This window comes from Billgrantia campisalis (assembly GCF_022341425.1).
GTDB lineage: Bacteria > Pseudomonadota > Gammaproteobacteria > Pseudomonadales > Halomonadaceae > Halomonas > Halomonas campisalis.
In genome coordinates this window covers 19,738-37,289 of record NZ_JABFUC010000005.1, presented here as the reverse complement: position 1 = coordinate 37,289, position 17,552 = coordinate 19,738, and the positions used below count along the sequence as shown (strand labels likewise).

Sequence of the window (17,552 nt, the reverse complement as noted above, 5' to 3'; positions counted from 1 at the left end):
CACCTCCTCAGCAGGCCTTGTCGAACTCGAAGGTCAGCAATCGGCCGACCTCATCGAACTTGTCCAGGAGTTCGGCTTCCTCCTCGGCGCCGATGAACACCAAGGCTAGACAGAAACTGTAGCTGTCCTGATCCATCAGCTCTGAGAGCTGGCCTCCCTCCTCGACCTGAACCTGGATGGTGGCACCGGGCACCTGCCGCTCGACGCGCCGGATCTCATCGGCATCGGGGACCTGGCGGAGGCGGGCATCGCCATAGGTGCGCAGGAAGAACTTGCCGGCGATGGGATACTCACCCGCCCCCTTGGTGAAGTCGGGCGCGCGCCCCAGGGCCAGGTCCACCGCCACCTGATGGTGGGAGCTGCCGTCGACCTTCTCGAAAAGGTCGCAGTGGGACTCGGAGATGCGCGTATTGACCTCGAGCAACCAGATGCGGTCGCTCTCTTCGTCCCAGAAGAACTCGACGTTGAAGGGGGCGTTGTCGTAGCCGATGTGGCGCATGAAGCGCCGCGTCACCGCTTCCATGCGCTCGAGCACGCGCTCCGGCAGCGTCGAGGGGTACTGGTAGCGGCCGAAGGTGGAGCGGTTAGCGTGACGCAGCGAGTCCACCGCGCCGTAGACCTCGATGCGCCGCTGGTGCCCGTAACCCTCAAGGGTGCACTGGCGGCCGTCGATGATGCCCTCGGCGATACAGTGGCCGCCCCCCACTTCGGCCACCTCCGAGGGGCGCGCCACCTTCTCCAGCAGGTAGTCGAAGGGGGCCTGGAAGCGACTGATCTCGTCGCGCATGCGCGTCACCCCGGCGTGGAAATCCGCCGGACCATCGACTCGGAAGCCCAGATAGGAAGAGAAGGACTTGATGGGCTTGATCCACATCGGGTAGCCCACCTCGCGCTCGAGGCGCTCGAGGGCGGCGTCGTCGAAGGGATCGAAGGCGGCGAAGGGCGGCACGCACTCGGGCACCACCTTGGCCTGCTCGACCCGCGCCCAGTACTTGTGCTCACACTTGAGCACCGCCGACAGCGACGCCGAAGGCAGGCCGAACTCCTCGGCGAGAATCGGCACGATGGTGCTCACCGGAAAATCGATGTAGTGGACGATGCCGTCGACCGAGCCCGGGAAATCGCGCAGCCGCTGGCGGGCATTCTCGAGGATCTCCTCGATGGGATAGTGGCGGCGCTCCACCAGCTCGCGGCGGTCGAGCAACTGATGGAAGTCAATCGCCTGGCTGCCGCGTAGCTTCTCCAGCTTGCGGCGGTTGAAGTCATTCAAGCCGAAAACGAACACATTCTTGGTGGCCATCGCACTGCCCCCCCCCCTGATGCCATTCCGACACGTTGATAATGACTAGATGCAGTCAACGGAATGGCACTTCAAGGCGGCATCCGCGCCAACGGTGGCCTGGCTCGGCGTCATGGCCTCGAAGCCCAGCGAGGCGAGGTTATCGACCCGTTGCGGCGCCAGCGCCTTCGAGCACCTCGGCAATCGCCTTCGCCTCCAGCGTCTCCTGGGTCTCCAGCGCCGACGCCAGGGCGTCCAGGGCGGCGCGGTGCTCCTCAATCAGCCGACGCCCGTGCGCCTCCAGCTCGGTCAGCAGGCGGCGAATCTCCTCGTCGACCAGGTTCGCCATGGCCTCGCTGTGCTCGCGGGCCTGGGCCATCTCCTTGCCGAGGAACACCTGCTCGCGGCTCTGGGCAAACATCACTGGCCCCACCCGCTCGCTCATGCCCCAGCGGGCCACCATACGCCTTGCCAGCTGAGTGGCCTGCTCCAGGTCGTTCTCCGCCCCGCTGCTGACCTCGCCGAAGACGATCGATTCGGCCAGGCGCCCCCCGTACATGACGGTGATGCGATCACGCAGGTAGGCCTCGCCGTGGTTGTAGCGCTCCTCGTCCGGCACCTGGGCCGTCACCCCCAGCGCCTGGCCGCGCGGCAGCACGGTGACCTTCTCCAGGGGGTCGGCCTTGGGCAGCAGATAGGCCAGCAGCGCATGTCCCGCCTCGTGGTAGGCGACGATGTGGCGCTCCTGGTCGGAGAGCCCCACATCCTTAGCCTCGCCCAGCAGCAGCCGGTCGCGGGCATCGGCGAAGCAGGCCCAGTCCACCGACTCCTGCTCGCGGCGGCCGGCCAGCAGGGCGGCCTCGTTGGCCAAGTTGGCGAGATCCGCCCCGGAAAAGCCGATGGTGATCGCGGCCAGGCGCTCCAGGTCGACATCCTCGGCCAGCGGTATCCGGCGGGTATGCACCTCCAGGATAGCGTGCCGTGCGTCGCGGTGGGGCCGCTCCAGGGTGATCTTGCGGTCGAAGCGCCCGGGTCGCAGCAGCGCCGAATCCAGCACGTCGGGCCGGTTGGTGGCCGCCAGCACCACCACCGACTCCTCCGCCTCGAAGCCGTCCATTTCCGAGAGGATCTGGTTCAGGGTCTGCTCGCGCTCGTCATGACCGCCGCCCATGCCGGCGCCCCGGGAACGGCCGATGGAGTCCAGCTCATCGATGAAGATCACCGCTGGCGCCTGCTCCTTGGCCTGCTTGAAGAGATCGCGGACCCGCGAGGCCCCCACCCCGACGAACATCTCGATGAACTCCGAGCCACTGATGCTGAAGAAGGGCACCTCGGCCTCGCCGGCCACCGCGCGGGCCATCAGCGTCTTGCCGGTGCCGGGCGGCCCCATCATCAGGATCCCGCGGGGGATCCTGGCGCCCAGCGCCTGGAAGCGATCGGGCGCCTTGAGGAACTCGATCACCTCGACCACTTCGCGCTTGGCGTTCTCCGAGCCGGCCACGTCGTCCAGGCGCACCTCGCTCTCTTCGCTACGCACCCGCCGGGCCTGGGACTTGCCCATGCTGAACATACCGCCCCCCGACATGGCACGCTGCTGCATGCGATTCCAGAACCAGAACAGCAGGGCTAGGATCAGGATCCACGGCAGCGCCCCCACCAGAATGCGCTGCCACCAGGGCGGATCCACCGGCCGGGCCGCGATATGGATGCCCTGGGCCTCCAGCCGCTCCAGCAGCCGCTCGCTCTCCACATCCGGCCGCGTGGTCTCGAAGGTCTCGGCCTCGCCCACCTCCAGCGCCTCGCGGCCTGACTCGGTGAGGTGGCCCTCCACCGACTGGCCGCGCAGGACCACCCGTTCGACGTGCCCGGCATCGACCGCCTCGAGGAACTCGGTGTAGCTGAGTTCGACCTGAACCTCGCGCTGGGCCGCATCGAGATAGAAGACCAGCAGCAGAATGGCGAAGGCGAACCACACGAACAGCAACCACTGCGGACTCTGTGGCTGCTGTGACGGCTGCGGTCCAGCGCCTGACGGCGGCGACTCCCAGTCGAGCGGAGAAGGCGGCTTGCCGGGAGTCTTCGACGGCTTGTGCGGATCGGATTTCGGCATGGCGCACTCGGCATCCAAGGGTGTGCATAACAACATGCCGATCCCCGGGCGGCATGACAAGACCAAGCCGGCAGGGCCCCCTTCTCCGCTCCCCACCAAAGCCAGTAGACTGGTCGCCTCTCATTCCAAAAAAAACTGACCCTTCCCCTGTCGGCTGAGCCCCCTCCCTCCCACTGAGGATGTCATGTTGTCCGCCCACTCCCTTCGCTGCCACTCCCCCTCGGCCCGACTGCTGTGGCCCCTGCTGCTGTTGCTGGCGCTCTGGCTGCCCGCCCAGGCCCACGCCCAGGATGAGGCGCCGGCTTCCCTGGAGGCGCTGGAATCCGAGCTCGATGCACTACCCGAGTTCGACGTCACCCCGGGGACGCGGCTCGAGCCAAGCGAGCAGGACGACGCCCTGCGCCAGCTTCGCGATATCCAGCGCTCGCTGGTCGAGGTGCGCAGCCGCGGCGAGATACTGCGCCATCGCCTGCAGAGCCTCGAAGCGGACGAGGAGGAGTACCAGCAGATCCGCGAGCAGCTCGAGCAGCTCGAGCAGCAGCGCCGCAACCTGCGCGAGATCTTCGAGGACGTGGCGATCGGCGGGCTCGATCGCTCGATTCTCACCGAGCAGGTCGAGCAGGAGGACTTCAACTGGCAGGACGAACTGCTCTCGATCATGCGCCCGCTGTTCAGCGAGATGCGCCAGCTCACCGAGCGCCCGCGCACCCTCGAGCGCCTGCGTCGGGACCGCGCCCTGATCCACCAGCGCCTCGGGGTGATTAACCAGGCCCTGAACAATATCGAGGCCTTCGCCGAGGCCGACCACGACGAGGCCACCGCGAGTCGCCTGGAGGCGCTGGCGCAAGCCTGGCGGGACCGCCAGGAGGACCTGCAGCGCCAGCAGGCCATCGTCCAGCTTCAGCTCGACAACCTGATGGAGCGGGACGAGAGCATCTACGAGCAGGGCCAGCGCGCCCTGCGCGAGTTCTTCGTCGGCCGCGGCCTGACCCTGCTGGTCGCCATCGGCGCCTTGGCCCTGACCATTCTGGTGCTCCAGGGCGGCATGAACCGCCTGCTGCGCTACCGCGAACGCCGGGGCATACCGCGTCGCGGCATGCGCACCCGGCTGTTCCTGCTCGGCTATCGGCTGGTGGCCGCCCTGCTGTCAGTCATGGTGTTCATGATGGTGCTCTACGCGGCAGGCGACCTGGTGCTGTTCTCCCTGGCACTGCTGCTGATCGTGGCCCTGCTGTTGAGCTTTCGCACCTACCTGCCGCGCTACTTGGCCGAGGCACGGCTGTTCCTCAACGCCGGCCAGGTGCGCGAACGCGAGCGGGTGATCTACGCCGGCATTCCCTGGCGCGTGCGGGCCATCGGCTTCTACTCCTGGCTGGTCAACCCGGAGCTGGAAAACGGCCGCCTGCGCCTGCCGCTCTCCGAGCTGGCGACGCTGATCTCGCGGCCGCTCAACCACGACGAGCCCTGGTTTCCCACCCGCGCGGGCGACTATGTGCTGCTCGAAGACGGTACCTTCGGCCAGGTGGCGCGCCAGTCCCCGGAGGTCGTCCAGCTGCGGGTGCTGGGCAACCTGGTGCAGTACGACACCGCCGGCTTCCTCGCCGCCCGACCGCGCAACCTCTCCCGGGACAGCTATCTGGCGGTGGTGATCTTCGGCATCGACTACCGGCACCAGAGCCTGCCAGTGGCCGAGGTGTCGGCGATCTTCCGGGAGGCGGTGCTGTCCCGCCTGGCCGACTCCGAGGTGGCCGAGTGGGTGGAGAGCGTCAGCGCGGAGTTTCGCGAGGCGGCCGACTCCTCGCTCGACTACCAGATCATGGCCACCCTCAGCGGCGAGGCCGCCGCCTACTATTTCAAGGTCAACCGGCTGATCCAGGCGGCCTGCGTGCAGGCCTGCAACGAACACGGCTGGGGGATTCCGTTCAACCAGCTGACCATCCATCAGGGCGAGGGCTTTGCCCGGCTCAACGGACCGGCCGGCTGACGGCCCTCGGGCGGCGGCGCCACGCCGTGCGGCTGCCCCCGTTACTGCCCGGCGAGAAACCCCTGGTAGGCCTCCCAGGCGTCGGCCACGCCGGCCTCGAGGAAGCGTGCCCCGTGCTCGACGCTGGCCAGCGACGGGTCCGACCCCATGCGGCCGTCGGGAAAGCGGCGGCGGAAGGTCTCGGCATCGCACAGCGCAGTGCCGCTAGGCGCGATGCGCGGCGACATCGCCACCCGCTTGACCGCCTCAGGCCGGGCGAACCAGGAGAGCGACACCTCGGAAGCCGTGGCATGACTCCCCTCCGCCTGGCCATAGAGCGAACCGGCGAGCTCGCGCACCCGCGGGCCGGCGAACCAGTTGCACAGCGAGAGGTGCAGCTCGCCACCGGGCGCGCCGTCGCGCTCGGCATAAATCTCGGCGAAGGCCGCATTGACGGTGGCGATATTGCCGCCGTGGCCGTTGAGCAGCATCACATGGGTGAAGCCGTGGCGGGCCAGCGAGGTTACGGTATCCCGCAGCACCGCGATCAGCGTACTGGGGCGCAGGCTGAGGGTGCCGGGAAAGGCCAGGTGGTGCTGGGCCACGCCCAGGCTCTGGGTCGGCGCCACCAGCACCTCGTACCGCTCCCCCAGCGCCCAGGCAATCGCCTCGGGGCAGATCGCATCGGTGCCCACCAGGCCATTGGGGCCATGCTGCTCGGTGGAGCCGATGGGCACGATGATGCCGGTGGAGCGCTGAAGGTAGGCCTCCACCTCCTGCCAGGTGGCCAGCTGCAGTTTCATGACGACTCTCCTCTGTGTGCGGGAAGAGGCGGTCGGGCCTGACCGCCCCCCAACCTCAAGGCTCCCGAGGCAGGTCCTGCTGCCTGAGCCACGGCACCCGGCGAACGATGGCCTCCAGCGCCTTCTTCAGGGCGAAGAGGCGAATCACATACGCCAGGGCCAGGCCCATGACGATCGAAAACAGCATGCCCAGCCCCACCCGGAACATCAGCGCCGTGAAGAAGGCGGTCATCACCGCGGTGGCGATCTCCTCGAGGTGGCCTTTCATCCACTCTTTGTGCTCAGTCTTGATCATCGCTCGAATCTCTCTGTCTCGGTTGTCGGTTGGCAGGCTCAGCGTCCGGCGCTATCGCTGCCCATGACGCCGCCCTTGGCCCAATTCTCGGCTTCCACCTCGCTGAAGAACACCTGGACGCTCTGCGGCTCGGCGCCGTAGACCTCGACGAAGGCCTCGGTCACTCGACGCGCCAGCTCACGCTTCTGCTCCAGATCGCGGGGAAACTGCTGGATGGTCACGATCGGCATGCTCGACTCCTGATGGCAAAGGCCCTGATGGCAAAGGCCCGTATGGTCGATGCAAAACCGCCCTGTCGCAACGTCTACGACTCCGCCGATGCCTGCCAGGCCATCATCCGCGAGGCTCATACTCGGCAAGGCACTCATCAGAGCCCATCGCGAACTCGCGGCAGATCCAGGGGCGCTGCGCGTAGATGCGGCAGCGCAAGGTGTCGCGGTCCAGGGCGGCACACCAGCCATCCGCCAGCCGCGCCATGACCTGCCCGCCCCAGGCATCGGTGGCGATATAGCGCTCCGGCACCCCGGTGTCGGTGACCAGCATGACCTCGAGGCGACAGCAGCTGGCGCGGCAGCTGGAGCAGGTCACTCCCGCCGTCGGCAGATTTTCCACGGCAATTTCCCGCAAGCCCCCTCCTTTCCGGCACCCTAGTGCCAGCCAATGCGAGATACCCTGAAGCTCCCGACAGTAGCGTATTGCCACCACCATGGCGAGAGAAGCCGTAGCGGCCAGTGCGCGTTATGCTGATGTAGGGAGCGTTCACGCAAAGACGACCTGATGGAGGGTCCGAGATGGCCGATACCACGCCGCGACTTAAGCGCATCAAGGAGCAGATCCGTGAACTGGCGAGCCTCGCCGCCAGCGACCAGGCCGAGGCCGCCCGACGACTGGCCGAGGAGCTGAACGCCGAGCTGGACCAAGCCCTGCAGGAGAGCACGACGCGGCCGGCCAACGCGGCCCCGCCCCGCCACTCCCCACCCAAGGCGCCACGCGACGATGTGGCGCGCTGCCCGATCTGTTCGCTACGCAGCTTCCGGTTCCAGAAGGGCACGGTACGCGAAAGCCCCAAGGAAGAAGGCCGTTATGAAGGGTTCTACCGCTGCCAGAGCTGTGCCCACGAAGCCTGGTGCGATATCGGCTGACGCCGGTCGACTCCGCGGCGACCCGTAGATGAGATGAGGAGCCCTGTATGCCACGACATCTTGGCGCCGGCCTCACCGGCCTGCTGCTGGCCTGCCTGCTGCTGGCCGCCCCGCCGGCGCTGGGCACCGCAGACGAGGCGCCACGCCCCAGCATCGGCCTGGCCCTGGGGTCGGGCGGCGCCAGTGGCCTGGCACACATCGCCATCCTGCAGGTGTTCGATGAGCTGGAGATCCAACCCGACCATATCGCCGGCACCAGCATCGGGGCGGTGATCGGCGGACTCTATGCGGCCGGGCTCTCCGCCGACGAGATTCTCGATTTGTTCGACGATTTCGGAGGCTCACCGCTGGACGCCCTTTCCGAACTGGCCGGCAACAGTGAGCTCGGCATCACCGACCTGGTACAGCTTGGCCTGGGTGAAGGCGGCCTGCTCGATTCCAGCGGTTTCCTGCATTTTCTCGCCAGCCACACGGAGGTCAGGGAGTTCAGCGAACTGCGCATTCCCCTCTCGGTGGTCGCCACCGACTACTGGAGCGGCGAGAGCGTGGTACTCGATGAGGGCGAGCTGTTCCCGGCACTGGCGGCCAGCATGGCGGTCCCCGGGCTGTTCAAGCCCAGCCGCCGCGACCATCAGCTACTGATCGATGGCGGCACCTCCAACCCCTTGCCCTTCGACCTGCTGCAGGGCCGAGTCGACCGGGTCATTGCCGTGGATGTTACCGGCAGGCGCGAACCGGTGGAGGGCGAAGTCGCCGGCATAACGGATCTACTGTTCAAGACCTTCGAGATCATGCAGCAGTCCATCACCCGCCAGATGGTGCGCCACCAGCCGCCCGACCTCTACCTCCAGCCGGACGTGGCTGGCGTGCGCCTGCTGCACTTCAACCGGGTCATGGACGTGCTGGCCCAGGCGCAGCCCACGGCCGACGAACTGCGCGAACGGCTGGAGGCCTGGCAGGCAGAAACGGCCCAGCCAGGGATCAGGCAGGATAGCGACGATCAGCTGTCGGAACAGAAAGGCCCGACCTGATAGAAGCGCCGACAGCGAAACTCGGCCTCACAGGTGGCCAGCTGCGACTGATAGCGGTTGGCACGCGCCTGGACGCGGCTGGCGGCCTGCCTCACCTGGGGCTTGCCGCGGTAGCTGCCTCGCCGATAGCCGCCGGCGCCCTCGTGGTAGGCAAGATAGAGCTGCTCGGGATTGTAGAGTGAAATACCCAGCTGCCGATGGGTGCGGGCGTTGTACCAGCCGATGAAGTCGGTGGCATGCTTCATATGGGTCCGGCGAGCCAGGGTGCCGCCCGCGTCGTCCCGATACTCCCCCCACACCGGGTCCAGCGCCTGGGCATAGCCGCGGGCGGAGGAGGGGCGACTGCCGGGAATAAAGCCCAGGATTCGCTTGCGCGGCGGACGCGCATGGCTGCGAAACGACGACTCCTGCTGAATGAAGGCCATCTGGGTGGCAATCGGCGTGCCCCATTTGGCCTGGGAGTCGCGGGCATAGTCGTACCATCTGGGCTGTTCGCGAAAGACCTCGCAGATATTGCGCTGATCCTCCGGCGGTGCCGGTGCCATCATGGCGCAGCCGCTGACCAGCAGCCCGAGCACGCCCACGCTCAACCCGCGCAGCGCGCGATACCACCTTCCCGGCCCCTTGATGCCGCTCGGCTCCCTCGCTGTCATCCCACTCCCCCTAATCCCCCTGACCGCCTTGCCCAGCCTGAGCGCCCACAGGATACCGGATCGGCCGATTCAGCGGGCCTTGCGTTCCGCGCCAGACCAATAATCTTGCAGAAGCTAATCAAGCATGACTTGACATAGAAATAAATGCTGCACTGCAGCAAGAAAGCGCCTACGCTGGTGGTGGTAGTCCCTATAGGAGGGCCCGCACCATGAACATCTCAACGATCCCCAACCGCTCTTTCGATAACGAAGTGCTACAGTTCTGGGCCGCCCAGGCCCTGCTGCAGCGCGCCGCCGCCGACGCCGTTGCCACCTACCTGGGCTGACGTCCGACACTCCCTGCCAGCGCCTGTCAACAATACGTCCCTGAATGCCTGGCAGCGGATGCCCACCGGGCGGTATAGTGAGCGTGCAAGAGATTCTGACACGGAGTAGCCACCACGATCGATCATTCTATCCAAGCCAGCACGGGAGGTTCACATGAAGGTCTATAAGCCTGAGTGGCAGTGCACGTTTAGCGTAAACGAAGGCGTGGAAGCGTCAGCCAGCTGGAGGGAGCGTATCGCTTGGCAGATACGTGCATTAGCCGACAAGCTGGATGGCGGCGGAAGAACGATCAAGATTGACTGCAGCGTCACCCCGCAGGTCAGTCGGGAGGAAATCGACACCTGCCTGGGCAAGGGATTCGCATTGACCCAGAGCCTGCTCACCCAACTAGCCCACCAGGCCGCCTGCGAAGACGTCATGCGCGACGCCAAGGCCGAACTGTTCGAGCCAGAGCAGCAGCCCTGACGGCAGGCCCCTGCGTATCAGCAGGCTCCACCCACACCCCATTCGGCCCCGGCCGAATGGGGTGTTTTCATTATCGGCCTGCCCGGATCAGAACAGGCTCATGCGCGTCATCACCCCGTCGCGCCGAATCAGCCAGTGATAAAGGGCGCCGGTGATGTGCAGGGCCACCAGCCCCAGGATTGCCCAGCCCAGCCAGCCATGCCATACGAACAGCCGCTCCGACAGCTCCTCGTTCACGCCGACCACCCCGGGTAGATGCCAGTGCAGGAACTGCACCGGAAAGTCCCCGCTGGCGGTGGCCGCCCAGCCCAGCATGGGCTGGGCCAGCAGCGCCACATAGAGCAGATAGTGCACCGCCGTGCTGAGAACGCGCTGAAAGGGGTGCAGCGGCGGGTCGTGGTCGGGCACCACGAAGAGCAGCCGGGTGATCAGGCGCAGCGTCATCAGCGCCAGTATTGCCACCCCGAAGCTCTTGTGCGAGGTATAGAGGAAGTCGGTCCCGGCGCGGCCAAAGCGCTCCATGGCACCCTCGAAGCCGAGGAAACCCAAGGTGAGGCCGCTGGCCAGCGACAGCAGCAGCAGCACGGCGACCAACCAGTGCAGCACGCGATGAGGAAAGGCGTAGCGATCCGTCTCAGACGTCTCTGACATAGCGTTCTCCCAAGGCAACGAGTCAAGGCATGGCTTCAGCCTAGCCAATGCCGCCGCCTGCGCCTGTCTGCACGGCCATTTTTTCTTCAACGCCCCGCCACGGAGAGACACCAATGAAGGGAAAGCCGTGCCCAGCAAGGGAAAATTCGACACATTGTCGCCATATTGCACCGATCTCCGCCTATCTCCAAAAGGCTTGCCACCCCCAGCGAAGCCGGTTACCATGGCCTCGCCCTTGAAATATACTGCATTGCAGCATGCAATAGCTGCATCATGAGATCCGTGAGGTAACCCTATGGGAACCCGATCGCGCCTGTTCCTAAGCTGCTGCCTGTCGGCGGCGTTAGCACTCGGCACCCATGCTGCCCTGGCCCATGAGATCGAGGCGGACCCCCAGGAGGGCATCGCCTCCTTCTACAGCGACTATTTCCAGGGGAAGACCACCGCCAGCGGCGAACCCTTCGACCAGCAGGCGCTGACCGCCGCCCACCCCGACTTGCCCTTCGGCACCGAGGTAGTGGTGACGCGCGTGGACAACGGGCGCAACGTGACGGTCGTCATCAATGATCGCGGCCCCTTCGTACGCGGGCGAATCATTGACCTCTCCAAACGCGCCGCTCGGGAACTCGGCATGATCAGTCGCGGCGTTGCGCCGGTGGTCGTCACCGCCGTGCAGTGATCATGAGCCACGTGCGGCCGCGGCAAGGCGGCCGCAAGGGCTATGCCGGCAGGGCCTGGCGAATACGCTCCGCCGCCTCGGCCAGCGCCTCGGACTCCGCCTGGGCGAGCCCCTCCACCCGGATATCCTGCATCGCATCGATCGGCACCAGATGGATGTGCACATGAGGCACCTCCAAGCCGACGACCAGCATGCCGACCCGCTCACAGGGGTAGGCACGCTTGAGCGCCTTGGCCAGGGTCTGGGAGACCCCCATCAGGTGAGCGGTGAGGTCGGCCGGCAGATCGTCCCAGTGATCGACCTCCTGACGGGGAATCACCAGCAGGTGGCCCGGCTTCATGGGGTTCAGGGTCATGATCGCCACACACCGATCATCTTCCCAGACGAAGTGCCCCGGAATCTCGCCCTCGATGATGCGGGTGAAGATGCTTGCCATATCGGTGACCTCCAGACGGAAATGGGTAATATGCCACAGTCCGCGTCGGCACGGTCACCGTTGGCGTCATCACCTCGCGATCTCGATGCCCCGCAGCCAGCCGTAGACGGCTCCCAGCACCAGCCCCAGCACGATATGCCCCAGCAGAGTGGAAATGGGTGCTATCACCCCGAACCCCATGCCGAAAAAGCCCGATCCAGCCAGGGGGAACACCGTGACCATCACCACCACCCAGGTGAACAGGCCGAACTCCAGCCCACGTCGCGTATAGGTCTTGCCAGGCATATGGGATTCCAGCAGCGCGAACAGAGTGCCCCAGATCAGCGTGCCCACCAAAAAATGAATGGTCCAGCCCACGAAAATGCTGTTGGGCGTCCCCAGCACCCTCTGAGACGTCAGGTTCATGATCTCGATGGGGTTGTACCAGGGCATGAGCCCTGCTGACAGACGCAGGATCAGGAACAGGGAAATGACCAGGGTGGCCACGAATCCGGCGACCATCCCTTTACTCAGGTTAGCAATCATAACGCTTCTCCCAACCGGCGAGTGTAGTAGCAGTATAGGCAGGCTCTGATAAACACAGTATAGGCAGGCTCCCTGCGGCTGCTGGCCCGACTGATCACGTCACCGGTGACGCGGGCATTGCCCTGCTCCAGTCACGGATCAGTGGCACCGGCCGGCACCCGCATACACCACATGCCTACCCACGTTTCTTTTCTAAAATGAAAGTACTATCGGTCGTTCAGGAGGGCGCGGTCCATGGGATCAAACGTGGAGCGAGACGAATTCACGGCGTCCGAAGCAAGGCTGTTCGATGAGCGCCTACAAACCAGCCTCACCGTGCTGCAGGAACTGTTGCGCCAGCCGGGCTTCGGTAGCGGTGAGCTGAGCCTCGGCGCGGAACTGGAAACCTATATCGCCGATGGCGATGGACACGTTTTGTCCATCAACCAGCAGATCATGGAGGATCTGCAGGACACGCAGATGAAGCCGGAGTTGAATCGCTTCAACATCGAATACAACCTGACACCGCTGCCACTGCCGGGGCAGCCACTGCATGCCCTGGAACAGCAATTGCTGCAGGCCATCGCGCGGTTGCAGGAGGGCGCGGCGGCGCACCAGGGGCGCATCATCTCCATCGGCATACTGCCCACCCTGCTGCCCGACGAACTCGGGGAACACGCGATGACCGACCTGCCGCGCTATCGGGCACTGGAGCAGTCACTCCGGCGGCTGCGTGGCGAAGAGGATTTCACCGTCGAGATCCACGGCGACGACTCCATCCGCGTCTCCAGCTCCCATGTGGTGCTCGAGGGCGCCAATACCTCTTATCAGCTGCACCTGCGGGTGGAGCCGGAGCGCTATGCCGATACCTTCAACACCCTGCAACTGGTGACGCCGCTGGTCCTGGCGGTGGCGGCCAACTCCCCCCTGTTTCTGCAGCGGCGTTTGTGGGATGAGACCCGTATCGCCTTGTTCAAGCAGTCGGTGGACTGTCGCATGCGCGGCACTGGTCGCTGGCGCCAGCCGTCACGGGTGACGTTTGGTGAAGGCTGGGTACGCCGCAGTGCCTGGGAGCTGTTCGCCGAGGCCGTCGCCCTGCACCCGCCTATTATCCCCCTCAACAGCGACACCCCCCCGGAAGAGTGGCAGCCTGGCACAGGCCCGCCGGCGCTGTCGGAACTGCGGATGCACATGAGCACCGTGTGGCCCTGGAATCGTGCGGTCTACGACCCCGCTTACGGTGGCCATCTGAGGGTGGAAATCCGCGCCCTGCCGTCGGGGCCAACACCCTGCGACATGGTCGCCAATTCTGCCCTGATACTGGGCCTGGTGCTGGGCCTGCGCGATGAGGTCAACGAACTGCTGAGCGCCATTCCTTTCCGCTACGCGGAGTACAATTTTTACCGCGCCGCCCAGTCCGGACTGGATGCTCGGCTGTTGTGGCCCCATCGCAAGCACCACCGAATGGTGGAACTACCGGTGGTGGAGTTGTTGGAGACGTTACTGCCCTACGCCCGCTCCGGGCTGCGCTCGGCAGGAGTGGCGGGGGCCGACTGTGACCCCTATCTGGCGATAATCCGCGATCGTCTGGCGGCGCGCACCAATGGCGCCTGCTGGCAGCGCCGCGTGCTGGAGCGCCTCGAGCAGCGAGGCGCTTCACGGTACGACGCCTGCCGCCTCATGTTGCGGCACTACTGTGAGGCAGCGGCGAGTAATCGACCCGTCGCCAGCTGGCCAACGGAGGTGTGAATCGTGCCAGAGTCTCTCCCCGTTATCACCGACCCCCCGGTCGACCACAGCGATGTGGTGACCTGGGTGCAATCGCTCGGCGGCCCTGTGTGGATCGAGCTGTCCGGGGTCGATAACGACCGCTGCCGGGTGATCACGACCCTGCTGCACGGCAATGAACCCTCCGGCATTCTGGCACTGCATCGCTGGCTGGCCGAGCGGCCGCAGCCGCAGACACGGCTGGCGGTGCTGGTGGCCAATGTCGCCGCGGCACTGGCGCCGCCACACTTCACTCAGCGCATCGCACCGGGCGGGCGAGACCTGAACCGCTGTTTTCGCCCCCCCTACGAGGATGCCTCCGGTATGCTCGCCGAGGCGATAACCCACGACATCATGGCGCGGGCGCCCGAATGCGTGATCGACCTGCACAACACCTCGGGCAACGGCCCCTCCTTTGCCGTCGCCACGCACTGCGACCCATGCATCGAACGCCTGGCGGGACGCTTCTGCGACAAGCTGATCGTCACCGACTTTCGGCTGGGCAGCCTGATGGAGCTCCCGTTCGCCTTTCCGCTTCTCAGCCGGTGCCCCATGTTCACCCTGGAGTGCGGGGGCGCTCTGCAACCCGCTGCCGTGGAGGTGGCGGGTGCCGTGTACCGGAAGCTGGCCGAGTGGCCGAGCGTGACGGACCTGTCACCCAATCCCGCGCTTGAAGTCCTGGCTCATCCGCTGCGCGTGGAGCTGAAGCCGGGCGTCCGCATTGCCTACGCACACGCGCCGCAGCACGGGGCTCAGGTGACGCTGTGGTCGCGCATCGATGCGTACAACCGCGGCGTGACCTCGCCGGAAGTCTGCCTCGGCTGGCTCGGCGAGGGCGGCCTGGCGAACCTCCAGGCGCGCGATGCCCGGGGTGAGGAGCGTATCCGGCAGCTGCTGTGTGAGCGCGACGGGAAACTCTACCCCCGCCGCCCCCTGCGTCTGTTCATGGCCACCACCAATGCCGAGATCGCCCGCAGTGACTGCCTGTTCTACGCGGTGCCCTACTGAGGGTGGGCCCCCTTGCCCGGTGCCCCATACCGCTTTCACCCACCGGCCAGCCGGAACAGCGGGATCAACCCAAACCACAGCACATAGCCCAGCGAGGCGGCCATCAGGCCGTCGATGCGCTCGGGCGGATGACTCAGGCGTAGCTGGCGCACCAGCCACCAGGCCAGCCAGGCACCGTGGGGCACCACCGCCAGGCCGATGCCGGCATAGGCGCCTGCCGCCAGCCCCGAGAGCGACCAGACCAGGGCGCAGCCGGCGGCCAGCAGGGTGGCAACGAGCGCCACCCGCAGGGCGCCACGATGCCCCAGGCGCACCGCCAGGGTGCGCTTGCCGGCGCTGGCATCGGCCTGGCGGTCGGGAATGCCGGAGAGGGTGATGGAGGGGAGGATCGCCAGCAGCAGCGGCAGGCTCAGCAGCCACGGCAGCGGGTCATGCCAGGCGCCGCCGAGGAAGACATAGCCGCACAGCAGTACGCCGATGCTATGGGTGACCGCCACATCGAGCTCGCCCAGGCCGCGATAGCTGAGCATTAGCGGTGGCGCCGTATAGCCGATGGCAAGCAGCGCCAGCATGCCCAGCACGGCGATCACGGTCGCTGGCGCTGCCGGGGCCATGATCAGCAGCCCGACGGCGCTTGCCGCCACGCCCAGCAGGGCGATGACGATGCCCGCCCTGACCTCGCGCCGGCTCAGACGCCCCTCCACCAGGACCCGCGAGCCGCCGGTGAAGGTGCTGTAGTAGCGGTTGAGGCGATCAGTGCGCAGGTCGACCAGTTCATTGACCAGCACGGTGGCCACCTCGAGCAGGAACAGGCAGAGGTAACCAAGCCAGAACACCGGGCTGGCGAACACCCCGCCGCCCGGCGACGCGGCAAGACCGCCCATCGCATAGGCCACCCAGGTCATGGGGTAGAACTGCAGACGCAGGGCGCGCAGCCAGGCCCCGGCCTTGTCGGCCAGCCGCTCCCCCGGGGTGAGCCGGCCGCGGGCCAGCCGCTCCCCCTCCCGGTGGGCGCGCGTGACCCAGGCCTGACGCTGGCGGGGGCTGGCATCCTTGACCGAGCCGAAGGCGAGCGTCCGCACCGGGCGAACGCCGCAGAACCCCAGCGTGGCGCGCGCCATGGCATTCCTGCCCGGCTGACGATAGAGCAGGCGATGGATCAGCGGCGGCGTGTCCATGGTGGTGATGAGCTGCGCCGACCGGCCGTCGAGCAGCCCCTGATAGCCGATCCCGCCCTCGCAGGTTTGAAACGCGAAGCCGGGGGCCATGATACGGTCGAGGAAGCCCTTGAGCAGCGCCGGCACCGAGCCCCACCAGGTGGGATAGACGAACACCAGATGATCCGCCCAGGCGACGAGCTCCTGGGCCTGCTGCAGGTCCGCCTCGAGGGGCTGGTCATTGGGCGAAGGGGTGTGCACGTGGGGGTCGAAGGCCAGTTGAACGCCGACCGCGGCGATGACCGCGGCGATGACCGCGGCGATGACCGACGGAGTTGAGCAAGACGGGCGCCTTACTCCACGGGCTCGAGCTTGTCCTGGGTCCGGGTCGCGAAGTCGCTGGCGTCGTGACGCTCGTGGAGCTGCATCGCCGGGTCGCCGGAGGTGCGGTTGACCATGCGACCGCGCTGCACCGCCGGGCGGACATCGATCTCTTTCGCCCAGCGCTGCACGTGCCGGTACTCCTGCACCTGCAGGAACTCGGCGGCGTCGTAGAGCCGGCCCAGCACCAGCTGGCCATACCAGGACCAGTTGGCGATATCGGCCAGGGTGTAGTCGTCGCCGGCCAGGAAGCGCCGCTCGGCCAGGCGACGATCCAGCACGTCGAGCTGGCGCTTGGCCTCCATGGCGTAGCGGTCGATGGCGTACTCAATCTTCTCCGGCGCATAGGCATAGAAGTGGCCGAAGCCACCGCCGAGGAAGGGGGCGCTGCCCATCTGCCAGAACAGCCAGTTCAGCGCCTCGGTGCGACCGGCGTGATCGTCGGGCAGGAAGGCGCCGAACTTTTCCGCCAGGTAGAGCAGAATGGAACCGGATTCGAACACCCGGGTGGGCGGCGCGGTGCTGTGGTCCATCAGCGCCGGGATCTTGGAGTTCGGGTTCACCTCGACGAAGCCGCTGCCGAACTGTTCCCCCTCGGTGATACGGATCGGCCAGGCATCGTACTCCGCCCCCTTATGGCCCAGCGCCAGCAGCTCCTCGAGCATCACCGTGGCCTTGACCCCGTTGGGGGTGGCGAGCGAGTAGAGCTGCAGCGGGTGCTTGCCCACCGGCAGCGCCTTCTCGTGGGTCGGCCCGGCGATGGGCCGGTTGATGCTGGCGAACTTGCCGCCGCTGGCCTTCTCCCAGGTCCAGACCCTGGGTGGCGTGTAGTCGTGTCCTTGGCTCATAGAAGCCTCCTATTCCGGCGTCTTGTCAGGCGTCGTGGCCAAACACTGCCCCG

19 protein-coding genes are annotated in these 17,552 nt (G+C 66.4%); 7 read left to right on the top strand and 12 right to left on the bottom strand.

Annotated elements, in window-relative coordinates; translation table 11 throughout:
* Window positions 1-7: 7 nt before the first annotated feature.
* Both HOP52_RS07335 and ftsH read right to left on the bottom strand, forming a co-directional pair.
* The gene (locus HOP52_RS07335) at window positions 8-1,300 is read right to left on the bottom strand and encodes an ATP-grasp domain-containing protein (RefSeq protein WP_238976722.1); all 1,293 of its coding nucleotides are present in this window, start codon (window positions 1,298-1,300) and stop codon (window positions 8-10) included.
* A gap of 139 nt (window positions 1,301-1,439) precedes the next feature.
* Window positions 1,440-3,389, bottom strand: coding sequence for an ATP-dependent zinc metalloprotease FtsH (gene ftsH / locus HOP52_RS07330; RefSeq protein ID WP_238976721.1), 1,950 nt, complete (start codon window positions 3,387-3,389; stop codon window positions 1,440-1,442).
* 184 nt (window positions 3,390-3,573) lie between these two features.
* On the opposite strand from ftsH, the gene HOP52_RS07325 reads away from it, so the two are divergent.
* Window positions 3,574-5,373 (top strand): coiled-coil domain-containing protein, encoded by a 1,800-nt coding sequence (locus HOP52_RS07325; protein WP_238976720.1) that lies wholly within the window; start codon window positions 3,574-3,576, stop codon window positions 5,371-5,373.
* 41 nt (window positions 5,374-5,414) lie between these two features.
* Here HOP52_RS07325 and HOP52_RS07320 read toward each other — a convergent pair whose 3' ends face one another.
* The 4 genes from HOP52_RS07320 to HOP52_RS07305 are packed head-to-tail and all read right to left on the bottom strand — an operon-like array spanning window position 5,415 to window position 7,062.
* Window positions 5,415-6,155 carry a creatininase family protein gene (locus HOP52_RS07320; protein WP_238976719.1) on the bottom strand — a complete coding sequence of 247 codons (741 nt, stop codon included), beginning with the start codon at window positions 6,153-6,155 and terminating at the stop codon, window positions 5,415-5,417.
* 55 nt (window positions 6,156-6,210) lie between these two features.
* On the bottom strand, window positions 6,211-6,450 hold the full coding sequence (locus HOP52_RS07315; protein WP_238976718.1) for a hypothetical protein: 240 nt from the start codon (window positions 6,448-6,450) through the stop codon (window positions 6,211-6,213).
* Between the two features lie 38 nt (window positions 6,451-6,488).
* Window positions 6,489-6,800 carry a tautomerase family protein gene (locus tag HOP52_RS07310; RefSeq protein ID WP_238976717.1) on the bottom strand — a complete coding sequence of 104 codons (312 nt, stop codon included), beginning with the start codon at window positions 6,798-6,800 and terminating at the stop codon, window positions 6,489-6,491.
* Window positions 6,784-7,062 (bottom strand): YkgJ family cysteine cluster protein, encoded by a 279-nt coding sequence (locus HOP52_RS07305; RefSeq protein WP_238976716.1) that lies wholly within the window; start codon window positions 7,060-7,062, stop codon window positions 6,784-6,786. Before HOP52_RS07305 ends, HOP52_RS07310 begins: the two co-directional genes overlap by 17 nt.
* A gap of 179 nt (window positions 7,063-7,241) precedes the next feature.
* On the opposite strand from HOP52_RS07305, the gene HOP52_RS07300 reads away from it, so the two are divergent.
* Both HOP52_RS07300 and HOP52_RS07295 read left to right on the top strand, forming a co-directional pair.
* Entirely contained in the window at window positions 7,242-7,592 is a 351-nt protein-coding gene (locus HOP52_RS07300) for a hypothetical protein (RefSeq protein WP_238976714.1), read from the top strand.
* Window positions 7,593-7,639: 47 nt separating this feature from the next.
* Window positions 7,640-8,623 (top strand): patatin-like phospholipase family protein, encoded by a 984-nt coding sequence (locus HOP52_RS07295; protein ID WP_238976713.1) that lies wholly within the window; start codon window positions 7,640-7,642, stop codon window positions 8,621-8,623.
* Here the strand turns inward: HOP52_RS07295 and HOP52_RS07290 are convergent.
* On the bottom strand, window positions 8,593-9,276 hold the full coding sequence (locus HOP52_RS07290; RefSeq protein ID WP_238976712.1) for a transglycosylase SLT domain-containing protein: 684 nt from the start codon (window positions 9,274-9,276) through the stop codon (window positions 8,593-8,595). The genes HOP52_RS07295 and HOP52_RS07290 overlap by 31 nt on opposite strands.
* Before the next feature lie 480 nt (window positions 9,277-9,756).
* On the opposite strand from HOP52_RS07290, the gene HOP52_RS07285 reads away from it, so the two are divergent.
* Complete coding sequence (locus HOP52_RS07285; protein ID WP_238976711.1) at window positions 9,757-10,068, top strand: hypothetical protein; 312 nt, start codon at window positions 9,757-9,759, stop codon at window positions 10,066-10,068.
* Between the two features lie 87 nt (window positions 10,069-10,155).
* On the opposite strand, the gene HOP52_RS07280 is transcribed toward HOP52_RS07285, so the two are convergent.
* Window positions 10,156-10,719: a cytochrome b gene (locus HOP52_RS07280; protein ID WP_238976710.1), complete on the bottom strand. Its 564-nt coding sequence runs from the start codon at window positions 10,717-10,719 to the stop codon at window positions 10,156-10,158.
* Window positions 10,720-11,014: 295 nt separating this feature from the next.
* On the opposite strand from HOP52_RS07280, the gene HOP52_RS07275 reads away from it, so the two are divergent.
* Window positions 11,015-11,398 carry a septal ring lytic transglycosylase RlpA family protein gene (locus HOP52_RS07275; RefSeq protein WP_238976709.1) on the top strand — a complete coding sequence of 128 codons (384 nt, stop codon included), beginning with the start codon at window positions 11,015-11,017 and terminating at the stop codon, window positions 11,396-11,398.
* 40 nt (window positions 11,399-11,438) lie between these two features.
* On the opposite strand, the gene HOP52_RS07270 is transcribed toward HOP52_RS07275, so the two are convergent.
* Complete coding sequence (locus tag HOP52_RS07270) at window positions 11,439-11,834, bottom strand: HIT family protein (protein ID WP_238976708.1); 396 nt, start codon at window positions 11,832-11,834, stop codon at window positions 11,439-11,441.
* A gap of 69 nt (window positions 11,835-11,903) precedes the next feature.
* Window positions 11,904-12,359: a DUF6789 family protein gene (locus HOP52_RS07265; RefSeq protein ID WP_238976707.1), complete on the bottom strand. Its 456-nt coding sequence runs from the start codon at window positions 12,357-12,359 to the stop codon at window positions 11,904-11,906.
* Window positions 12,360-12,593: 234 nt separating this feature from the next.
* Between HOP52_RS07265 and HOP52_RS07260 the strand changes: the two genes are divergently transcribed.
* Window positions 12,594-14,087, top strand: a complete 1,494-nt coding sequence (locus HOP52_RS07260; RefSeq protein WP_238976706.1) for a glutamate-cysteine ligase family protein — start codon at window positions 12,594-12,596, stop codon at window positions 14,085-14,087.
* A 3-nt stretch (window positions 14,088-14,090) separates the two neighbouring features.
* Entirely contained in the window at window positions 14,091-15,113 is a 1,023-nt protein-coding gene (locus HOP52_RS07255; RefSeq protein WP_238976705.1) for a M14 family metallopeptidase, read from the top strand.
* 35 nt (window positions 15,114-15,148) lie between these two features.
* Here HOP52_RS07255 and HOP52_RS07250 read toward each other — a convergent pair whose 3' ends face one another.
* Both HOP52_RS07250 and yghU read right to left on the bottom strand, forming a co-directional pair.
* Window positions 15,149-16,531 (bottom strand): UbiA family prenyltransferase, encoded by a 1,383-nt coding sequence (locus HOP52_RS07250; protein ID WP_238976704.1) that lies wholly within the window; start codon window positions 16,529-16,531, stop codon window positions 15,149-15,151.
* A gap of 92 nt (window positions 16,532-16,623) precedes the next feature.
* Window positions 16,624-17,499, bottom strand: a complete 876-nt coding sequence (gene yghU / locus HOP52_RS07245) for a glutathione-dependent disulfide-bond oxidoreductase (RefSeq protein ID WP_238976703.1) — start codon at window positions 17,497-17,499, stop codon at window positions 16,624-16,626.
* Window positions 17,500-17,552 lie beyond the last annotated feature (53 nt).